16 protein-coding genes, 1 tRNA gene and 1 pseudogene are annotated in these 17,099 nt (G+C 67.8%); 7 read left to right on the top strand and 11 right to left on the bottom strand.

The features are described 5' to 3' along the window. Positions 1 to 17: 17 nt before the first annotated feature. Positions 18 to 674, bottom strand: a complete 657-nt coding sequence (locus CSC65_RS08275) for a thiopurine S-methyltransferase (RefSeq protein ID WP_162410096.1) — start codon at positions 672 to 674, stop codon at positions 18 to 20. A 236-nt stretch (positions 675 to 910) separates the two neighbouring features. After that, on the bottom strand, positions 911 to 3,160 hold the full coding sequence (gene parC / locus CSC65_RS08270) for a DNA topoisomerase IV subunit A (RefSeq protein WP_162410095.1): 2,250 nt from the start codon (positions 3,158 to 3,160) through the stop codon (positions 911 to 913). Positions 3,161 to 3,603: 443 nt separating this feature from the next. Here parC and CSC65_RS08265 point away from each other — a divergent pair, with 443 nt between their 5' ends. From CSC65_RS08265 to arsB, 4 genes are read left to right on the top strand one after another with little or no spacing between them, the layout of a single operon-like run. Further along, positions 3,604 to 3,942, top strand: a complete 339-nt coding sequence (locus CSC65_RS08265) for an ArsR/SmtB family transcription factor (protein WP_162410094.1) — start codon at positions 3,604 to 3,606, stop codon at positions 3,940 to 3,942. Then, positions 3,939 to 4,427 carry an ArsI/CadI family heavy metal resistance metalloenzyme gene (locus CSC65_RS08260; RefSeq protein ID WP_162410093.1) on the top strand — a complete coding sequence of 163 codons (489 nt, stop codon included), beginning with the start codon at positions 3,939 to 3,941 and terminating at the stop codon, positions 4,425 to 4,427. Before CSC65_RS08265 ends, CSC65_RS08260 begins: the two co-directional genes overlap by 4 nt. 7 nt (positions 4,428 to 4,434) lie before the next feature. Further along, complete coding sequence (locus tag CSC65_RS08255; protein WP_162410092.1) at positions 4,435 to 4,962, top strand: arsenate reductase ArsC; 528 nt, start codon at positions 4,435 to 4,437, stop codon at positions 4,960 to 4,962. A 13-nt stretch (positions 4,963 to 4,975) separates the two neighbouring features. Beyond that, positions 4,976 to 6,013 (top strand): ACR3 family arsenite efflux transporter, encoded by a 1,038-nt coding sequence (gene arsB, locus CSC65_RS08250; protein ID WP_162410240.1) that lies wholly within the window; start codon positions 4,976 to 4,978, stop codon positions 6,011 to 6,013. Between the two features lie 361 nt (positions 6,014 to 6,374). Here the strand turns inward: arsB and CSC65_RS08245 are convergent. Further along, a tRNA-Leu gene (locus tag CSC65_RS08245) sits at positions 6,375 to 6,459 on the bottom strand. A gap of 328 nt (positions 6,460 to 6,787) precedes the next feature. Here CSC65_RS08245 and rnr point away from each other — a divergent pair. The 3 genes and pseudogenes from rnr to rlmB all read left to right on the top strand — a co-directional run. After that, positions 6,788 to 9,040 (top strand): annotated as a pseudogene (gene rnr / locus CSC65_RS08240) (ribonuclease R); the annotation flags it as partial. A gap of 6 nt (positions 9,041 to 9,046) precedes the next feature. Continuing rightward, a complete protein-coding gene (locus tag CSC65_RS08235; protein ID WP_162410090.1) occupies positions 9,047 to 9,592 on the top strand; it encodes a GFA family protein in 546 nt (181 codons plus the stop codon). Between the two features lie 126 nt (positions 9,593 to 9,718). Beyond that, complete coding sequence (gene rlmB, locus CSC65_RS08230) at positions 9,719 to 10,465, top strand: 23S rRNA (guanosine(2251)-2'-O)-methyltransferase RlmB (RefSeq protein WP_162410089.1); 747 nt, start codon at positions 9,719 to 9,721, stop codon at positions 10,463 to 10,465. Positions 10,466 to 10,510: 45 nt separating this feature from the next. On the opposite strand, the gene rnt is transcribed toward rlmB, so the two are convergent. From rnt to pstC, 8 genes are all read right to left on the bottom strand, one after another. Next, positions 10,511 to 11,107 carry a ribonuclease T gene (gene rnt / locus CSC65_RS08225; protein WP_425501333.1) on the bottom strand — a complete coding sequence of 199 codons (597 nt, stop codon included), beginning with the start codon at positions 11,105 to 11,107 and terminating at the stop codon, positions 10,511 to 10,513. Between the two features lie 222 nt (positions 11,108 to 11,329). Further along, positions 11,330 to 12,073: an HvfC family RiPP maturation protein gene (locus CSC65_RS08220; RefSeq protein ID WP_238390324.1), complete on the bottom strand. Its 744-nt coding sequence runs from the start codon at positions 12,071 to 12,073 to the stop codon at positions 11,330 to 11,332. Then, positions 12,066 to 12,929 carry an HvfB family MNIO-type RiPP peptide maturase gene (locus CSC65_RS08215; RefSeq protein ID WP_162410086.1) on the bottom strand — a complete coding sequence of 288 codons (864 nt, stop codon included), beginning with the start codon at positions 12,927 to 12,929 and terminating at the stop codon, positions 12,066 to 12,068. The genes CSC65_RS08220 and CSC65_RS08215 overlap by 8 nt, the downstream gene beginning before the upstream one ends. Positions 12,930 to 13,084: 155 nt before the next feature. Continuing rightward, the gene (locus tag CSC65_RS08210; protein ID WP_162410085.1) at positions 13,085 to 13,504 is read right to left on the bottom strand and encodes an HvfA family oxazolone/thioamide-modified RiPP metallophore; all 420 of its coding nucleotides are present in this window, start codon (positions 13,502 to 13,504) and stop codon (positions 13,085 to 13,087) included. A 118-nt stretch (positions 13,505 to 13,622) separates the two neighbouring features. After that, positions 13,623 to 14,336 (bottom strand): phosphate signaling complex protein PhoU, encoded by a 714-nt coding sequence (phoU, locus tag CSC65_RS08205; protein WP_162410084.1) that lies wholly within the window; start codon positions 14,334 to 14,336, stop codon positions 13,623 to 13,625. Then, positions 14,336 to 15,166 (bottom strand): phosphate ABC transporter ATP-binding protein PstB, encoded by an 831-nt coding sequence (pstB, locus tag CSC65_RS08200; protein WP_162410083.1) that lies wholly within the window; start codon positions 15,164 to 15,166, stop codon positions 14,336 to 14,338. Before pstB ends, phoU begins: the two co-directional genes overlap by 1 nt. Positions 15,167 to 15,185: 19 nt before the next feature. Next, positions 15,186 to 16,067 carry a phosphate ABC transporter permease PstA gene (gene pstA / locus CSC65_RS08195; protein ID WP_162410082.1) on the bottom strand — a complete coding sequence of 294 codons (882 nt, stop codon included), beginning with the start codon at positions 16,065 to 16,067 and terminating at the stop codon, positions 15,186 to 15,188. Beyond that, positions 16,067 to 17,041 (bottom strand): phosphate ABC transporter permease subunit PstC, encoded by a 975-nt coding sequence (gene pstC / locus CSC65_RS08190; protein WP_162410081.1) that lies wholly within the window; start codon positions 17,039 to 17,041, stop codon positions 16,067 to 16,069. The genes pstA and pstC overlap by 1 nt, the downstream gene beginning before the upstream one ends. Positions 17,042 to 17,099: the final 58 nt, after the last annotated feature.

Below are 17,099 nucleotides of genomic sequence, written 5' to 3'. Positions count from 1 at the left end.
GTGCCGCGATCCAGCGACTAGCCGCGCTGGAGGCGGTATACGGCGGTCGCCAGCGCGGTCAAGCCGTCGTCGCTGAAGCGGGGTTCGTGGGCGAGGATGTCCTTTCGCTCAAGCAGTTCGACCGCCCAATCCTGCGCGAACAGTTCGCGCACTTCGGCTTCCCCGACCGAGAAGGGAGGCCCATCCATCTGCGCCTGCGGGTACTCGAGCGTGATCAGCAGCCCACGACATCCGCGCGGCAGCTTTCCATATACCTCTGCCACGTAGCGCCGGCGCATCACAGGCGGCAGTGCGATCAGCGCCGCACGATCGTAGACCGCGTCCATTGCGCCGAGCGTCGCCGCCGAAAGGGCGAACACATCGCCACGGACCAGGTCGATGGCGCCGGCGCGATGGTGCACGCCATCCAGGTCCTCCGACACGTCCGGTGCCAGGCCGGCCTCGGCGAAGAACGCGTCGACGGCAAGCGCGGACAGCTCACCGCCGAGCACCTGCATGCCCCGCGCCGCCAGCCAGTGCATGTCCAGGGTTTTGCCGGCCAATGGCACGAACACGCGCCCGCCGGCTGGCACACCCAGTGCCAGCCAGTACTTTTCCAGCAGCGGCATCACCTCGGCGCGGTGGAAGCCGGTTCGTCCTTCCTGCCAGCGCTGCAGCCAGAAATCCGCTTCCATCCACTACTCCCGTAGGGCGGGGCCAGTCCCGCGCTGTCTGGTGCCCCCCTCGAATCGAGGGATGGCAAGGCATCATTCGACCACAGGGTTTTCGACCCTGTGCCACATCGCTTGCGCGGGTTTGCGACGCGCCTTGCAGCAACGATCGAGCGAGACCGTCGACCTTCTACCGCGCTGCTGCCAGGCAGGTTTGCGACGGCGTTCGACGCGCCGCCGCGCGCTGCGTCAGCGAGCAACTACTCGACAGCGAGTCCATCGACCTTCTGCCACCCGCGCGGCAGCAAGCCACCCCGCGTGGCCCTCGCGCCGAGATAGGCCTCGAGTTCCTTGAACGACAGCGACATCGTGCGCTGTCCGCTGCGGACCTGCAGCGTCTGTCCCGGTGAAACCGCGGCTACCGCGACGACGCGCTCGGTGGCGAGCTTGGCCTTGGGGATGTCGATCAGCTTGTTGCCCTTGCCCTTGTCCAGTTCCGGCAGGTCGCCCGCCGGGATCGCGAGCAGGTGGCCGACATTGGTGACGGCCACGATGCGGTCGGCTTCCGGATTGGCCATCGCCGCCGGCTGCAGTACGCGCGCATTCGGGGTCAGGTTGAGCATCGCCTTGCCGGCCTTGTTGCGGCCGGTGAGGTTCTCGAAGCGGGTGACGAAGCCGTAGCCGTGCGAAGACGCCAGCACGAAGCGGCTGTCGTTGTCGCCGCTGGCCAGGGCCTGGAACGAGGCGCCCGATGCCGGCGAGAAGCGCCCGGTGAGCGGTTCGCCGTTGCCGCGCGCCGAGGGCAGGCTGTGCGCGGCGGAGGAGTAGCTGCGGCCCTGCGAATCCAGGAACGCGACCTGCTGCGTGCTGCGGCTCTTCACCGCGGCGAGCAGCCCGTCGCCATCCCGGTAGGACAGCCCGGCGGCATCCACGTCATGGCCCTTGGCCTGGCGGATCCAGCCCTTCTCCGACAGCACCACCGTCACCGGCTCGCTGGGGACCAGCTCGTTCTCGTCGATGGCCTGCGCCGCGCCGCGCTGGACCAGCGGCGAACGACGTTCGTCGCCGAACTTCTTCGCGTCCGCCAGCAGCTCGTCCTTGACCAGCTTCTTCAGCTTCGAAGGGCTGCCGAGGATGGCGACGATCCTTTCCAGTTCCTTCGCCAGCTCGTCCTGTTCGCCACGGATCTTCATTTCCTCCAGGCGCGCCAGCTGCTTCAGCCTGGTCTCGAGGATGTACTCGGCCTGGTCGTCGGACAGGCCGAACCGGGCGATCAGCGCCGCCTTCGGCTCGTCCTCGGTGCGGATGATCCGGATCACCTCGTCCAGGTTGAGGAACGCGACCAGCAGGCCTTCCAGCAGGTGCAGCCGGCGCTCGAGCTTTTCCTGGCGATACTTGAGGCGCTTGGTGACGGTGCTGCTGCGGAACGTCAGCCATTCCTGCAGCAGCATCTTCAGGTTCTTGACCTGCGGCTTGCCGTCCAGGCCGATGATGTTGAGGTTGACGCGGTAGCTCTTCTCCAGGTCGGTGGTGGCGAACAGGTGGCCCATCAGCTGCTCGGCATCCACGCGGTTGGAGCGCGGAATCAGCACCACCCGCACCGGGTTGGCGTGGTCGGATTCGTCGCGGATGTCTTCCAGCCAGGGCAGCTTCTTGGCGCGCATCTGCGCGGCGATCTGTTCGATCACCTTCGACGGCGAGACCTGGTAGGGCAGGGCGGTGACGACGAAGTTGCCGGTGCCTTCCTTGATCCAGGTGCCGCGGGCGCGGACGCTGCCGTTGCCGGTCTCGTACATCGTGCGCAGTTCGTTCGCGCCGGTGATGATCTCCGCGGTGGTCGGGTAGTCCGGGCCGCGCACGTGCCCGCACAGGTCCGCGACCGTGGCGTCCGGATCGTCGAGCAGGCGCACGCAGGCACTGACCACCTCATTGAGGTTGTGCGGCGGCACGTCCGTGGCCATACCTACCGCAATGCCGGTGGTGCCGTTGAGCAGCAGGTGCGGCAGCCGTGCCGGCATCCAGCTCGGCTCCTCGAGCGTGCCGTCGAAGTTCGGCACCCAGTCGACCGTGCCCTGGCCCAGTTCGCCCAGCAGCACCTCGGCAATTGGCGTGAGCTTGGACTCGGTGTAGCGCATGGCCGCGAACGACTTGGGATCGTCGGTCGAGCCGAAGTTGCCCTGGCCTTCGATCAGCGGATAGCGGTAGGAGAACGGCTGGGCCATCAGCACCAGCGCCTCGTAGCAGGCCGAATCGCCATGGGGGTGGTACTTGCCGATCACGTCGCCGACGGTGCGCGCGGACTTCTTCGGCTTGGCGCCGGCATTGAGCCCGAGCTCGCTCATCGCGTAGATGATGCGGCGCTGCACCGGCTTGAGCCCGTCGCCGACGAAGGGCAGGGCGCGGTCCAGCACCACGTACATCGAATAGTCCAGGTAGGCGCGCTCGGCGTACTCGCGCAGCGGGATCTGTTCGAAGCCGTGGAAGGTGGGGCGGATGGTCGGGTCGGTCATGCGCGGCACATCGGGGGACAGGCCGCGATTCTACCCCGCGGCGTCGATGAGCCTGGCGCCGTGGAAGGCGTCTGCCCGGTGGGCATCGCCGCATCCGGGCAACGAAAGGGTTTTCTATTTTTCCCATGGCGCCCAGGAGAGGACTCGAACAGGGGAGGTAAGCACTTGATCTATAACAGGCGTCCGGAGCGTTGCGTGGAACGTTCTCCCTTGTTGTATCCCCTGTGCTGATCTCGGTCGCGCAGCCAGCACGGTTGGTCGGCGCTGGCTTGCAGCCCGTTGTGGCACTCGCATTGTCCAATGTCAGTGTGCGCGCCGCGGCACATGCCTTCGCGACAGGGTGCCTTGTTCCAGCACTCGTTCGTAGCTGATCAACGGCCCACGACCCGAGGCGCCGAGCGCGGGGTACTTGACCGATCTTATAATTCCTATATTCTGGAAATATGGAAACAAAGATCGCCTTGAAAGCCCTGTCCGCCCTTGGCCACGAATCTCGGTTGGCCGCGTTCCGCATCCTGGTCCAGGCCGGACCGGACGGCCTGCCCGTCGGCGAACTGCGCGAACGGCTCGACATTCCCGCGGCGACGCTTACCGCCCACCTGAACATCCTGCGTGCCGCGGCCTTGGTCAATGACCAACGCGAAGGGCGCGTTATCCGCGTCCGCGCCAACTACCTGCAGATGAATGGCTTGCTCGACTACCTGACCGAAAACTGCTGCGGCGGTGTGACCGCTTGCGGCCCTGCGCAGACCTGCGCGCCCAGCAAGAAGGCCTCCCGATGAACCGCTTTCACGTTCACCTCAACGTCGCCGACCTCGCATCAAGCATCCGTTTCTACACCGAACTGTTCGCCACTGAGCCCACTGTGTTGAAGCCGGACTATGCCAAGTGGATGCTCGATGATCCGCGGGTCAACTTTGCAATTTCCAATACCGGCCGTGTTCCTGGCGTCGATCATCTCGGCCTACAGGTGGACGACGACGCTGGCCTGCGCGAGCTGGGTCGGCGCTTGACCGCAGCCGGCGGCACAGTGGTGCCCGAGGAGTCGGCCACATGCTGCTACGCCCATTCGGACAAGCTGTGGACCGAGGATCCGCAGGGCACCCGCTGGGAGACCTTCCACACGCTGGGCGACGCCACGACCTATTACGCGGGCGAGCCGACCTGTGCCACCAATGGCGCATCGTGCCTGCCGGAGACGGCCGAGACGGCCCAGAGCGCAAGCGCTGGCGGGACTTTCTGTGCGCCGGCTTCTGGCTGTTGCTGAGGTCGCCATGGAGCCGAATCGCATCCGCGTCCTGTTCCTATGTACTGGCAATTCCGCGCGTAGCGTTCTGGCCGAAGCCACGCTGCGCGCATGGGCGGGTCATCGCTTCGAGGTCTTCAGCGCAGGCAGCCGGCCTGCCGGGCGGGTTAACCCATTCGCACTCCAGCAGCTCGCATCCGACGGCATTGCAGCCGCAGGGCTGCGTAGCAAGTCGTGGGACGAGTTCGCCACCGATGGCGCCGCACCTATCGATCTGGTGGTCACTGTCTGCGATTCGGCGGCCACGGAAACCTGTCCGGTAGTTTTTGGCGACTTCCTGCGGACGCACTGGGGCCTGCCCGACCCTGCTGCGATAGAGGGCACCGAGCAGGACAAGCGCGAGGCCTTCGCCCAGGCGCACCGGGTCGTCAAAGCACGCCTGCTCGCTCTGCTGGCGTTGCCGGCGCAGGTGTGGAATGACCGCGCTGCGCTCAAGGAATCGCTCGACCGGATCGGTTTCGTACAACCGGAAGACGAGACCGTTGGCCATGGCTGACCCAGCGCGGCGCATGCCGTTCTTTGAGCGCTACCTGACCGCTTGGGTCGGCCTGTGCATCCTTGCCGGTACCGCCCTCGGTCACTGGTTCCCGGATGCGTTCGCGCGATTGGGTTCGGTGGAGGTCGCGAAGATCAACCTGCCGGTCGCAGTACTGGTCTGGTTGATGATCGTGCCGATGCTGATGAAGGTCGACTTCGGCGCGATGCGCCAAGTCAGCCGCCACTGGCGCGGCATCGGCGTGACGCTGTTCATCAATTGGGCGGTGAAGCCGTTTTCAATGGCGCTGCTGGGATGGATCTTCCTGCGCCACGTCTTCATCGACTGGCTGCCCGCTGACCAGGTTGATTCGTACATGGCAGGGCTGATCCTGCTCGCCGCGGCGCCGTGCACGGCAATGGTCTTCGTATGGAGCCACCTGTGCCGCGGAAATGCAAACTTCACCCTGAGCCAGGTCGCGCTCAACGACGCGATCATGGTCGTGGCGTTCGCCCCCCTCGTAGCGCTTCTGCTTGGCCTTTCTTCAATCGTGGTGCCGTGGGACACGCTTGCGCTGTCGGTGGGTCTCTACATCCTGGTGCCAGTTGCGGTAGCCGCGCTGTTGCGGCGTTGGCTACTGGCGCACGGCGGCCCGAAGCGTCTGGGCGCGGTGTTGGCAATGCTTGCACCGGTCTCGCTTCTGGCATTGCTGGCCATGCTGGTGTTGTTGTTCGGATTCCAGGGGAAACAGATCGTTGAGCAGCCATTGGTCATCGCCATTCTTGCGGTGCCGATCCTGATCCAGGTCTACTTCAATTCCGGACTTGCCTACCTGCTAAACCGCCGCTTCGGTGTCGCCCACGAAATCGCCGGGCCGTCAGCGCTTATTGGCGCCAGCAACTTCTTCGAGCTCGCGGTGGCGACAGCGGTTGGCCTGTTCGGAGTTCAGTCCGGTGCAGCGCTCGCGACCGTCGTCGGCGTGCTGATCGAAGTCCCTGTGATGCTTTCCGTGGTCATGATCGTGAATCGAACGAGATCTTGGTACGACATCGGCGCACGGCAGGGGGCGTGAACATTAAGCGGACCCGTTGCGGGGGAGCTTCAACTTGGCGGCGGCCGGGTGGATTTCCTTGGCGGGCGCCCGCTGTCGCCGGAAGGCGTAACGATGGCATGCAGGCCTTGTCCATCCCGCAACGGGTAGTCGTCGGCCTTGGAGTTGCGAATGCGCGTCTGTGTCAGCGCGTGGCATTGCGGTCGTAGGGAGATTTTGTGCCCTGGGCGGCCAGGCTGGACTCGGGCGTTCTCCCTAACCGTGTCCCCGGCCCGCTTGGGATGCAACGGGACGAAGGGGAGTGCAGGCAACAAAAAACCCCGCTTTCGCGGGGCTTTTTGAGTCGTCCAGGTCCTCCGTGGGATCGCCTGAAACGTCGTGTTGGTGCCCAGGAGAGGACTCGAACCTCCACGGTTTTACCCGCTAGTACCTGAAACTAGTGCGTCTACCAATTCCGCCACCTGGGCAGGTGAGGCCGCGCATTTTGGGGGGTGCCTGAAATCTTGTCAACGCCTGCCGGCTCCACGCGGTGCTGATCCGGCCGGGGTGTACCATCGGGACATGAAAAAACAAGGCAATCGTGGCGGGAAAGCCACGGGCGGCGAAGGCCGCAAGGGCGCCGGGACGACCGGGGACAAGTCAACTTCGGGCGCGGCGCGGCCGGGCCAGGCGCGCTCCGGCAAGCAGGCCGGCAAGGGGCCAGGCAAGAAACTGCCGCCCTGGATGCCCGAACCTCCGCCCTCGGCCCCGAGGCATGGCTCCGGTGGCGCCCGCTCCGCGCAGTCGCCGCGTCCGCAAGGCGCGCCGCGCACGGGATTCAACGATCCGCACGCCGCGCGCGAAGCCGATCGTTACGCCAATCCCATCGCCAGCCGCGAATCGATCCTCGCCACGCTGGAGGCGGCCGGCGGGCCGCAGACGGCCGAGGAACTGGCCCAGGCCCTGGGCCTGGCCGAGCCGGATCGTTTCGATGCGCTCGGCAAGCGCCTGGGCGCGATGGTCCGCGACGGCCAGCTGGTGCAGAACCGGCGCGGCGGCTTCGCCCCGGTCGAACACACCAACCTGATCTCCGGCACGGTGATCGCCAATCCCAACGGCTTCGGCTTCCTGCGCCCGGATGCGGGTGGCGGCGACGACCTGTTCCTGGCGCCCTATGAAATGCGCAAGGCCATGCACGGGGACCGCGTGCTGGCCAATGTCACCGGCATCGACCGCCAAGGACGGCGCGAGGGCAGCATCGCCCGCGTGCTCGAGCGCGGCGTGAGCCGGCTGATCGGCCGCTTCGGCACCGAGGCGGGAATCAGCTTCATCGTCCCCGACGACAAGCGCATCCAGCGCAACGTGCAGGTGCCGCCCGACGGCACCGGTGGCGCGCGCGACGGGCAGCTGGTGGTGTGCGAACTGGTGCAGGCACCGGATGCGCGCCGCCCGCCGATCGGCAGGATCGTCGCGGTGCTCGGCGACAGCCTGACCCCGTCGCTGGTGGTCGAGGCGGCGATCCACGGCCACAACCTGCCGCACGAATTCCCGCCCGAAGTACTGGACGAGGCGACCGCGGTGCCACTGACGGTGGAGCCGTCGATGATCGGCGACCGCGTGGACCTGCGCGCCACGCCGCTGGTCACCATCGACGGCGAGGACGCCAAGGATTTCGATGACGCCGTCTATTGCGAGGTCAACAAGGCCGGCTTCCGCCTGGTCGTGGCCATCGCCGACGTGTCGCACTACGTGCGGCCCGGCACGCCGCTGGACGACGAGGCGCAGAAGCGCGCCACCTCGGTCTATTTCCCCGGCTTCGTCGTGCCGATGCTGCCGGAGACCCTGTCCAACGGGATCTGCTCGCTGAATCCGAAAGTCGACCGCATGTGCTTCGTCTGCGACATGCAGATCGACCACGACGGCCAGGTCACCCGCTCGAAGTTCTACGAGGCGGTGATGAACTCGCACGCACGGCTCACCTACACGCAGGTGTGGAAGGCGGTGGGCGAGGACGACGCGGAGACGCGCGCGGAGATCACGGCGGTCCTGCCGCATGTCGAGCGCCTGCACCAGCTCTACCAGGTGCTGGCGAAGGCACGCGAGAAGCGCGGCGCGATCGAGTTCGAGTCCTCCGAGGTGCGCTTCGTCCTGGACAACCGCGGCGAGGTCACCCAGGCCGGGATGCTGGTGCGCAACGACGCGCACAAGCTGATCGAGGAATGCATGATCGCGGCCAATGTCGAGGCGGCGCGGCACCTGCTCCAGGCGCACGTCCCGGCCCCGTACCGCGTCCACGAGAAGCCACCGGAGGGCAAGTACGCCGACCTGCTGGAGTTCCTCAAGGAGTTCAAGCTGAGCCTGCCGCCGTGGGGCAAGGTCCAGCCCGGCGACTACACCCGCCTGCTGAAGAAGGTGCGCGAGCGACCCGACGCCACGCTGCTGGAATCGGTGCTGCTGCGCAGCCAGAGCATGGCGGTCTATTCGCCCGACAACGCCGGCCACTTCGGCCTGGCGCTGGAGGCCTACGCGCATTTCACCTCGCCGATCCGCCGCTATCCGGACCTGCTCGTGCACCGCGCGATCAAGCACGTGCTGTCCAGGCAGAAGCCCGACGCCTTCAGGTATTCGCCGCGCGACATGGCCGCGCTGGCATTGCAGTGCTCCGAGCGCGAGCGTCGTGCCGACGAGGCCGAGCGCGAGGTCGACGAGCGCTACCGCGCCGCATGGATGGAGCAGCATGTCGGCGGCCAGTTCGACGGCGTGATCAGCGGCGTGACCAGCTTCGGTCTGTTCATCGAACTGGACCAGTCCAAGGTCAACGGCCTGGTCCACGTGACCCAGCTGCCGCACGACTACTACCACTTCGACGCGGTGCGCAAGACGCTGTCGGGTGAGCGTCGCGGCATGCAGTTCCGGCTCGGCGACCGGGTCCGGATCATCGTGCTCAAGGCCAGCCTGGAGGAGCGCAAGATCGACTTCCGCCTGGTCGAGGACAAGGAGCGCGACGGCGGCCCGCCGCCCCCGCCTCCGCGTGGCCAGCCGGCCAAGCGGACCAAGCAGAAGTACTGACGCGCGATGGCGACCGACGTGCCCGCATCGCCGGAAGCGGCCGTGCATGCCGGTGGCTGCCAGTGTGGCGCGGTGCGCTTCCGGGTGACCGGGGTGCTGGGCGACGCCTCGATCTGCCATTGCCGGATGTGCCAGAAGGCGTTCGGCGCGTACTACGCGCCGCTGGTCTCGACCCGGGGCGCGCTGCTGGAATGGACCCGCGGCGGGCCCCGCCATTACCAGTCGTCCAACCTGGTGCGGCGGGGTTTCTGCGGCGCGTGCGGCACGCCGCTGACGTACGAGGCACCGGACGGAGTGGCCCTGGCTGCCGGGGCGTTCGACGATCCGGCAGGCCTTCCGCCCTGGATCCAGTACGGCATCGAGGGTCGCCTGCCGTTCGTGGATGGCCTGGCCGAACTGCCGGCCCGGCGCACCGAAGAGGACGAGGCGTCGGCCGCATTCCTCTCCCGCATCGTTCCATACCAGCACCCGGACCACGACACCGTCGCCTGGCCGCCGGGCGGTGCGGACGGGCTCCCCGATTCCCCGCGTAGCCCCGGCGCCCCTGGGTAGAGCGGGGCTTCCCGTTGCTTTTTCCACCAAGCCGCTTCGCCGGGCGTGCCTGGCGGGGCCGCCGCCGCTCTGCGGGCGGACGCCGGCCGATGCGATAATGCGGGCCTTCCCCCGGCGGCACAGCGCATGAGCAGCAAGCAGAACCAGTGGATCGTCGGCGTCAACGCCGTGGCCTCGGCCGTCGAGAATGACGCCGAACACGTGCGCGAGGTGCTGGTCGAATCCGGTGCGCGCAATCCGCGCCTGGTCGAGATCGAGGAGCAGGCGCGGCGCCGCGGCATCGAGGTGCGCAAGGTCGCTACCCAGGCGCTGGACGGCATCGCCGGCCAGCTGCGCCACCAGGGCGTGGCGGCGCGCTACGCGGCCGTGCGCACGTGGGACGAGCATGAGCTGGCGGGGCTGGTCGAGGCGGCCGAAGGCAAGGCTTTGCTGCTGGTGCTCGACGGCGTACAGGATCCCCACAACCTTGGCGCCTGCCTGCGCAGCGCGGCCGCGGCCGGCGCCACTGCGGTGGTGATCCCGAAGGACAAGTCGGCGCCGGTGAACGCCACCGTGCGCAAGACTTCGGCCGGCGCCGCCGACCGCTTGCCGGTGGTGTCGGTGACCAACCTCTCGCGCACGCTGCGCGACCTGCAGAAGCTGGGCGTATGGATCTACGGCCTGGCCGGCGAAGCGGAACCGTCGCTGTATTCGCTGGACCTGAAGGGCAATGTCGCACTGGTGCTGGGCGGCGAGGCCGAAGGCCTGCGCCGGCTGACCCGCGAGCATTGCGACGGGCTGGTGCGCATCCCGATGCCGGGCGAGATCGAGAGCCTGAACGTGTCGGTGGCCGCGGGCGTGTGCCTGTTCGAGGTGGTGCGCCAGCGCGCCTGACGGCGACGTTCCCCGGATGGACCGGGGCGGATCCGGGACGACCAGTCAGCCCGGGAGCGGGGAAGGCCAGGCGTTGGCGATGCGGCAGAACAGCCGCGCGGTCTGCTCGGCGTCGTACACGGCCGAATGCGCGTCTTCCGCATTCCAGTCGAAGCCGGCCGCCTGCATCGCGCGGGCAAGCACGGTCTGGCCGTACGCGAGGCCGCCCAGGGTCACCGTGTCGAACACGCTGAACGGGTGGAACGGGTTGCGCTTGTGGCCGCTGCGCGCGACCGCCGCGTTGACGAAGTTCAGGTCGAAGTGCGCGTTGTGCCCGACCAGGATCGCGCGCTGGCAGCCGTGCCTGCGCACCGCCGCGCGGACCTGGTTGAACACGTACCCCAGCGCGTCGCGCTCCGGCTTGGCCAGCCGGAACGGGTGGTCCAGGTCGATACCGGTGATTTCCAGCGACTTCGGATCGATCTCGGTGCCCGGCGCCGGAATGAAGTGCGCGCTGGCGGTCTGGCCGGGGACGAACAGGCCCTGCTCGTCCAGTTCGATCGGGACGGCGGCCATTTCCAGCAGCGCATGGCGATTCCAGTCGAATCCGCCGGTCTCAACGTCCACCACCACCGGCAGGAAGCCGCGGAAGCGGCGTGCCATGGCGCCCGGGGGCGCGGCAGGTGCTTCGGCGTCGTCGGGGGTTTGCAGGTCGCTGTTGCTCATGGGCGAAGGTTAGCAGAGCGTGGTGGCGCGGGTCGCTGCGACGGAGTGTGCGCCCGCGATCGTGTCGCAGGCGCTGGCTTCAGCCGGCGATACGAGGCCGTCGCGATCGCGATGGCGTCGCCTGTGCCATGCGCGTCGGTGTCGTGGTCGTGCCCGCTCCTACGGAACAGCGCTGCCCAGTAGCGTGCCTTCGCCGCGCATGCGTTCGAGCATCTCCTCGCCCTGGGCCATGAAGGCCTCGTCGGCGGATACCCCGGCTTCGGCCGCCAGCGCCTGCAGTGAGGCGCGGCCACTGCCCGCACCGTCGGCCAGCAGTTCGAGGAGCCGGTAGACCAGTGGCGATATCGCGGCGAAACGCACCCGCCCCTCGTGGTCGCGCCGGACCAGCAACAGCGTCGAATCGGCCGGCGCGACGGCGGGGCGATGCTCCGGGCCGATCGTGTGCACCGGCCAGCGGTATGCCAGCGCACGCACGAATGGCGAGACCACGGGCTTTCCGTCCAGCAGGTCGCCGGTGGGATCGTGCGCCGGCACTGCGCTGTCATCGATCTGGACGGCCAACTCGATCCATTCGTAATGCGCCAGTTCGACCAGCCACGGCGGATCGCCCTGTCCGGCGCGCGACTCCAGGAAACGGATGAACTCGCGCGCCAGTTCGGGGAACAGCGGCGTGTGGCTGCGATGGTCGGCGTAGAAGCGGCGCACCAGGGCGGTCCAGGCTTCTTCCCCCAGCGTGCGCCGGATTACCGGGAAATTGCCGCCGAGCAGGCCGGCGATGTTGTTGAAGAACAGTTCGCGATAGATCGCCATCCGTCGCGGATCGATCCCCGGCGGTGCCGGATGGGCCTGCGGATCGCGCAGGTGCGCGGCGAAGGCTGCCTGCTGCCGGTGCAGGTCAGGCACGGAGCATGTCCGCGCCATGCCCGGGCGATGCCGCCTGCTGGAGCTGGCGGATGCGCGCGACCTCGCCGAGCAGTTCGGGCAACGGCGGCAGGTTGAAATCGCGTTCGAGCAGGGTCGGGCGGATGCCGTGCAACCGGTAGGCCTCGGCCAGCAGCGCCCATACGTCACCCTTCACCGGCGCGCCGTGGGTATCGACCTTGAGGTCTTCGGCCTCGTCGTAATGGCCGGCCACGTGGTACGAGGCGATGCGCCGGCCCGGCATGCGGGCCAGGAATGCGTGCGGATCGTAGCCGTGGTTGATCGCGTTGACGTAGACGTTGTTGACGTCCAGCAGCAGGTCGCAGTCGGCCTCCTCGAGCACCGCGCCGACAAAACTGGCTTCGTCCATGTCCGGTTCGCCGGCCAGGGCCGGATGGGCGGCGTAGTAGGAGACGTTCTCCACGGCGATGCGCCGGCCCAGCACGTCCTGCACCCGGCCGATCCGCGCGGCGACGTGGCGCACCGCCTCGCCGGTGAACGGAATCGGCATCAGGTCGTAGAGGTGGCCGTCGTCGGTGCAGCAGCTCAGGTGCTCGCTGTACAGCACGACGCGGTGCCGGTCGAGGAAGCGCCGCGTCTTCGCCAGGAACACCTCGTCCAGCGGCAGCGTGCCGCCGAGCGAGAGCGACAGCCCGTGGCAGGTGAGTGGATGCCGCTCCGACAGTGCATCCAGCGCCTCGCCCAGCCGGCCGCCCACGCCGATCCAGTTGTCCGGCGCGCATTCGAGGAAATCGAAGGCGCCTGCAGGCGCGGCGCGCAGCTCGTCGAGCAGCGCGCGCCTCAATCCCAGTCCGGCGCTGGCGTCAGGCAGCTTCATCGTCGATCGGCGGAACGCCCAGGCCAGGCAGAGGATCCGATCGTCCGGCAGCCCGCACATGGTTGTGCGGGCCGTTGCCAGGCAGTCGCATCATCGCGGGGTCTGGCTCTAGCGAGGAGTCGGTCGGGCTCACGGCCCGCGCCGCCGGTTCGCGCTCAGGCCATGCCCCCGCACTTGCCCTCGCCGCACTTGCCTTCACCGCACTTGCCTTCGCCCGCCTTCTTCTCGCCGGCCTTGTCGCCGCACTTGCCCTCGCTGCCCTTGGCGGCGTGGTGGGCCTTGCGTTCGGCCTCGTCGAGGAAGCCGTCCTGGTTGGCGTCGATCTTCGCGAACTGGTCGGCCTTCTCCGGATGGGCGGCGACGAACTCGGCCTGCGAGACGCGCCCGTCCTTGTCGGCGTCGACCTTCTCGAGGCCGCACTTGCCTTCGCCGCACTTGCCCTCGTGCGCCTTGGCGGCTTCGCCGGCGAGCATGTAGCCCTGCGCCAGGGGCTCCATGGCGAAGGCCGAGCCGGCCAGGGTCAAGCCTGCCAGGGCGGTGCCGAGCGCGATGGCGGCGGGTGTCTGCTTGGACATGTTCGATCTCCGGGATGCTGGATGGAAACGTCGGCGCAGGATGCGGTGCGCCGGCCGCCGGGGGGGACGCCAGTCTACCCCCGGTGCGTTATCCCGGTGTTGGCATCCGGTGCGCGCTTCAGACCGCGCCGGTGGTGCTGGTGTCGTCGCGCTTGTCACGCGGCGGCAGAGGCTGCTCGCCATGGATCAGGAACCACACGTTCTCGGCGATGTTGGTCGCGTGGTCGCCGATCCTTTCCAGGTTCTTGGCCATGAACAGCAGGTGCGTGCACGGCGTGATGTTGCGCGGGTCTTCCATCATGTAGGTCAGCAGCTCGCGGAACAGCGCGGTGTACCGGCGATCCAGCTGCGCGTCGTTCTCGCGGACCTGCAGGGCCAGGGCGCCGTCGTTCTCGCGGTAGGCCTGCAGGGCCTGCCGGACCTGGTCGGCGGCGAGCGCGCCGAGCGACCGCAGGCCGGAGGTGTGCGGCATCGGCGGTGCGGCGTTGAGCGCGATCGAACGCTTGGCGACGTTGGCCGCATAGTCACCGATGCGCTCGATGTCGGCCGGGATGCGCAGTCCGGCGAGGATCTCGCGCAGGTCGCGCGCCATCGGTCCGCGCAGGGCCAGCAGCATCACGTCGTGGCTGATCCGGCGTTCGGCCGCATCGATCGATTCGTCGTTGGCCACGATCCTGCGCGCGGCGCTGTCGTCGCGGCGGTCGACCACGTCCAGCGCCGCTTCCAGCTGCGCCACGGCGGTAAGGCCCATGCGCACGATTTCCTCGACGAGGTGGTGCTGCTCCTCGTCGTAGCTCTTGACGATGTGTTCGTGGGGCATGCTGGTGTTCATCAGCCGAACCTCCCGGTGATGTAGTCCTCGGTCTGCTGCTTCGAGGGGCTGGAGAAGATGACCTGGGTCCGGTCGTGCTCGATCAGGTCGCCCAGGTACATGAAGGCGGTGTAGTCGGAGACGCGCGCGGCCTGCTGCATGTTGTGGGTGACGATGACGATGGTGTAGTCGCGCTTGAGTTCCTCCACCAGCTGCTCGATGCGGCTGGTGGAGATCGGGTCCAGCGCCGAGGTCGGCTCGTCCAGCAGCAGCACGTCCGGGCGCAGGGCCACGGCGCGGGCAATGCACAGGCGCTGCTGCTGGCCACCGGACAGGCCCAGCGCGCTCTGGTTGAGCTTGTCCTTGACCTCGTCCCACAGCGCGCCCTGGCGCAGCGCCTGCTCGACGCGCACGGCCAAGTCGGCCTTGGACAACTTCTCGTGGTGGCGGATGCCGTAGGCGACGTTCTCGAAGATCGTCATCGGGAACGGCACCGGCTTCTGGAACACCATGCCGACCTTGCTGCGCAGCCGGTTCATCGGGTACTTGGGCGAGAGGATGTTCTCTCCGTCCAGCAGCACCTCGCCGCGCGCCTCCAGCTTGGGATACAGCGCGTAGATGCGGTTGAAGATGCGCAGCAGGGTGGACTTGCCGCAGCCGGAGGGGCCGATCAGCGCGGTCACGCGCTTCTCGGGAATCTCCAGCTGGATGTCCTTCAGCGCATGGAACTTGTCGTAGTAGAAGTCCAGGCCCTTGGCGGCCAGCTTGACCGGTGCCGGGGCGAGGCCGGCGTCGGCATGCGCGGCCACTGAGATGCGCTGCATCGGCGCGGCGGATTGGAGTTCGTTCATGGCCGGGTTCCGGGAATGGTCAGTCATGGGAGATCTTGTTGCGCAGGAGCAGGGCGCGCGCGCCGAGGCTCACCAGCAGCACGAACACGGTCAGCACCAGCGCGCCGGCCCAGGCCAGCACCTGCCAGGATTCGTACGGGCTGGCGGCGAACTGGTTCATCACCACCGGGACCGAAGCCATCGGCTGGAAGATGTTCATGCTCCAGTACTGGTTGCCGAACGCGGTGAACAGCAGTGGCGCGGTTTCGCCGGAAATGCGGGCGAGGGCGAGCAGGATGCCGGTGACGATGCCGGCCGAGGCACTGCGATACAGCACCTGCACGGTGACCTTCCATTGCGGGATGCCCAGCGACAGCGCCGCTTCGCGCATCTGTACCGGCACCAGCCGCAGCATCTCGTCGGTGGTGCGCACCACCACGGGCAGCACGATGAAGGCCAGCGCCAGGGCGCCGGCGAAGGCGGAGAAGCTGCCGCCGGTCTGCATCACGTAGAGGGTGTAGACGAACAGGCCCAGCACGATCGAGGGCGCCGACAGCAGGATGTCGTTGACGAAGCGCACCACCGTGCCGGCCTTGCGCGCGTTGCCGTACTCGGCCAGCCAGGTGCCCGCCGCGATCCCCAGCGGCGTGCCGATCGCGATCGCCAGCGCGCACATCACCGCGCTGCCGAAGAAGGCGTTGGCCAGGCCGCCTTCCTCCATCGGTGGCGGCGTCATCCGGGTGAACAGGTCCCAGTTGATGCCGGCGATGCCCTTCGCGGTCAGCGTCCACAGGATCCAGCCCAGGAAGAACAGGCCGAACAGGGCGGTCACGCAGGACAGCAGCAGGGTGAGCAGGTTGACGATGCGGCGCCTGGCGTACAGGCGGCTGGAGGCGCGATTGGTGGCGGCGACGGCGGACATCAGTTGCCCTCCTTGCGCGCCAGCTGCATCAGCATGAACCGGGCGATCGCCAGCACGATGAAGGTCACGATGAACAGGACGAAGCCCAGCAGCAGCAGCGCCGAGCGGTAGGTCTCGGTCGCCTCGCCGAAGTCGTTGGCGATCAGCGCGGCGATGGTGGTGCCCGGCTCCAGCAGGGAGGGCGACAGCCGCACCGAGTTGCCGATCACGAAGGCCACCGCCATCGTCTCGCCCAGCGCCCGGCCCAGGCCGAGGAAGATGCCGCCGATCACGGCCGAGCGGGTGTAGGGCAGGACGATGTCCCAGCTCACTTCCCAGCGGGTCGAACCCAGTGCGTAGGCCGATTCCTTCAGCCGGGTGGGCACGGTCAGGAACACCTCGCGCATCACCGAGGAGATGAACGGGATCACCATGATCGCCAGCACGAAGCCGGCGGTGAGCATGCCGATGCCCAGCGGCGGTCCCTGGAACAGCGGGCCGACCAGCGGCAGCGTGCCGAGGTTGTCGTTGAGCCAGGGCGTGACGTACTCGGTCATCACCGGGACCAGCACGAACAGGCCCCACATGCCGTAGATGATCGAGGGAATGCCGGCCAGGAGCTCGATCGCGGTGCCGACCGGTCCGCGCAGCCAGCGCGGCGCGACTTCGGTCAGGAAGAAGGCGATGCCGAAGCTGACCGGCACGGCGATCAGCATCGCGATCAGCGCCGTCACCAGCGTGCCGTAGATCGGCGCGAGCGCGCCGAACTTGTTCTCCACCGGGTTCCATTCGGCCGAGTAGAAGAAGCTCAGGCCCTGCATCTGCAGGGCATGGCGTCCGCCCCACAGCATCGACAGCGCGGCGCCGGCCAGGGCGACGAGCACGAACACCACGCAGGCGACCAGCGCGTAGCGGAACAGGCGGTCGGCGCGGGCATCGCGCATGTCGCGTCCGCCGGGTGCAGCCAGGGGGGCATCGAAGGTCGTCGTGTTCATCGCTGGTCGCTGGAGGTACCGCGGGGGAGGGCGGCGGAGCTGTGTCTTATAAACATCT

Source organism: Pseudoxanthomonas daejeonensis (assembly GCF_010093205.1).
Classification (GTDB): Bacteria; Pseudomonadota; Gammaproteobacteria; order Xanthomonadales; family Xanthomonadaceae; genus Pseudoxanthomonas; species Pseudoxanthomonas daejeonensis.
This window is presented reverse-complemented; position numbering and strand designations above follow the sequence as displayed.

Coding starts and splice junctions, on each gene's coding strand:
- CSC65_RS08275 (WP_162410096.1), bottom strand. CDS start 674: ATGGAAGCGGATTTCTGGCTGCAGCGCTGGCAGGAAGGACGAACCGGC.
- parC (WP_162410095.1), bottom strand. CDS start 3,160: ATGACCGACCCGACCATCCGCCCCACCTTCCACGGCTTCGAACAGATC.
- CSC65_RS08265 (WP_162410094.1), top strand. CDS start 3,604: ATGGAAACAAAGATCGCCTTGAAAGCCCTGTCCGCCCTTGGCCACGAA.
- CSC65_RS08260 (WP_162410093.1), top strand. CDS start 3,939: ATGAACCGCTTTCACGTTCACCTCAACGTCGCCGACCTCGCATCAAGC.
- CSC65_RS08255 (WP_162410092.1), top strand. CDS start 4,435: ATGGAGCCGAATCGCATCCGCGTCCTGTTCCTATGTACTGGCAATTCC.
- arsB (WP_162410240.1), top strand. CDS start 4,976: ATGCCGTTCTTTGAGCGCTACCTGACCGCTTGGGTCGGCCTGTGCATC.
- CSC65_RS08235 (WP_162410090.1), top strand. CDS start 9,047: ATGGCGACCGACGTGCCCGCATCGCCGGAAGCGGCCGTGCATGCCGGT.
- rlmB (WP_162410089.1), top strand. CDS start 9,719: ATGAGCAGCAAGCAGAACCAGTGGATCGTCGGCGTCAACGCCGTGGCC.
- rnt (WP_425501333.1), bottom strand. CDS start 11,107: ATGGCACGCCGCTTCCGCGGCTTCCTGCCGGTGGTGGTGGACGTTGAG.
- CSC65_RS08215 (WP_162410086.1), bottom strand. CDS start 12,929: ATGAAGCTGCCTGACGCCAGCGCCGGACTGGGATTGAGGCGCGCGCTG.
- CSC65_RS08210 (WP_162410085.1), bottom strand. CDS start 13,504: ATGTCCAAGCAGACACCCGCCGCCATCGCGCTCGGCACCGCCCTGGCA.
- phoU (WP_162410084.1), bottom strand. CDS start 14,336: ATGAACACCAGCATGCCCCACGAACACATCGTCAAGAGCTACGACGAG.
- pstB (WP_162410083.1), bottom strand. CDS start 15,166: ATGAACGAACTCCAATCCGCCGCGCCGATGCAGCGCATCTCAGTGGCC.
- pstA (WP_162410082.1), bottom strand. CDS start 16,067: ATGTCCGCCGTCGCCGCCACCAATCGCGCCTCCAGCCGCCTGTACGCC.
- pstC (WP_162410081.1), bottom strand. CDS start 17,041: ATGAACACGACGACCTTCGATGCCCCCCTGGCTGCACCCGGCGGACGC.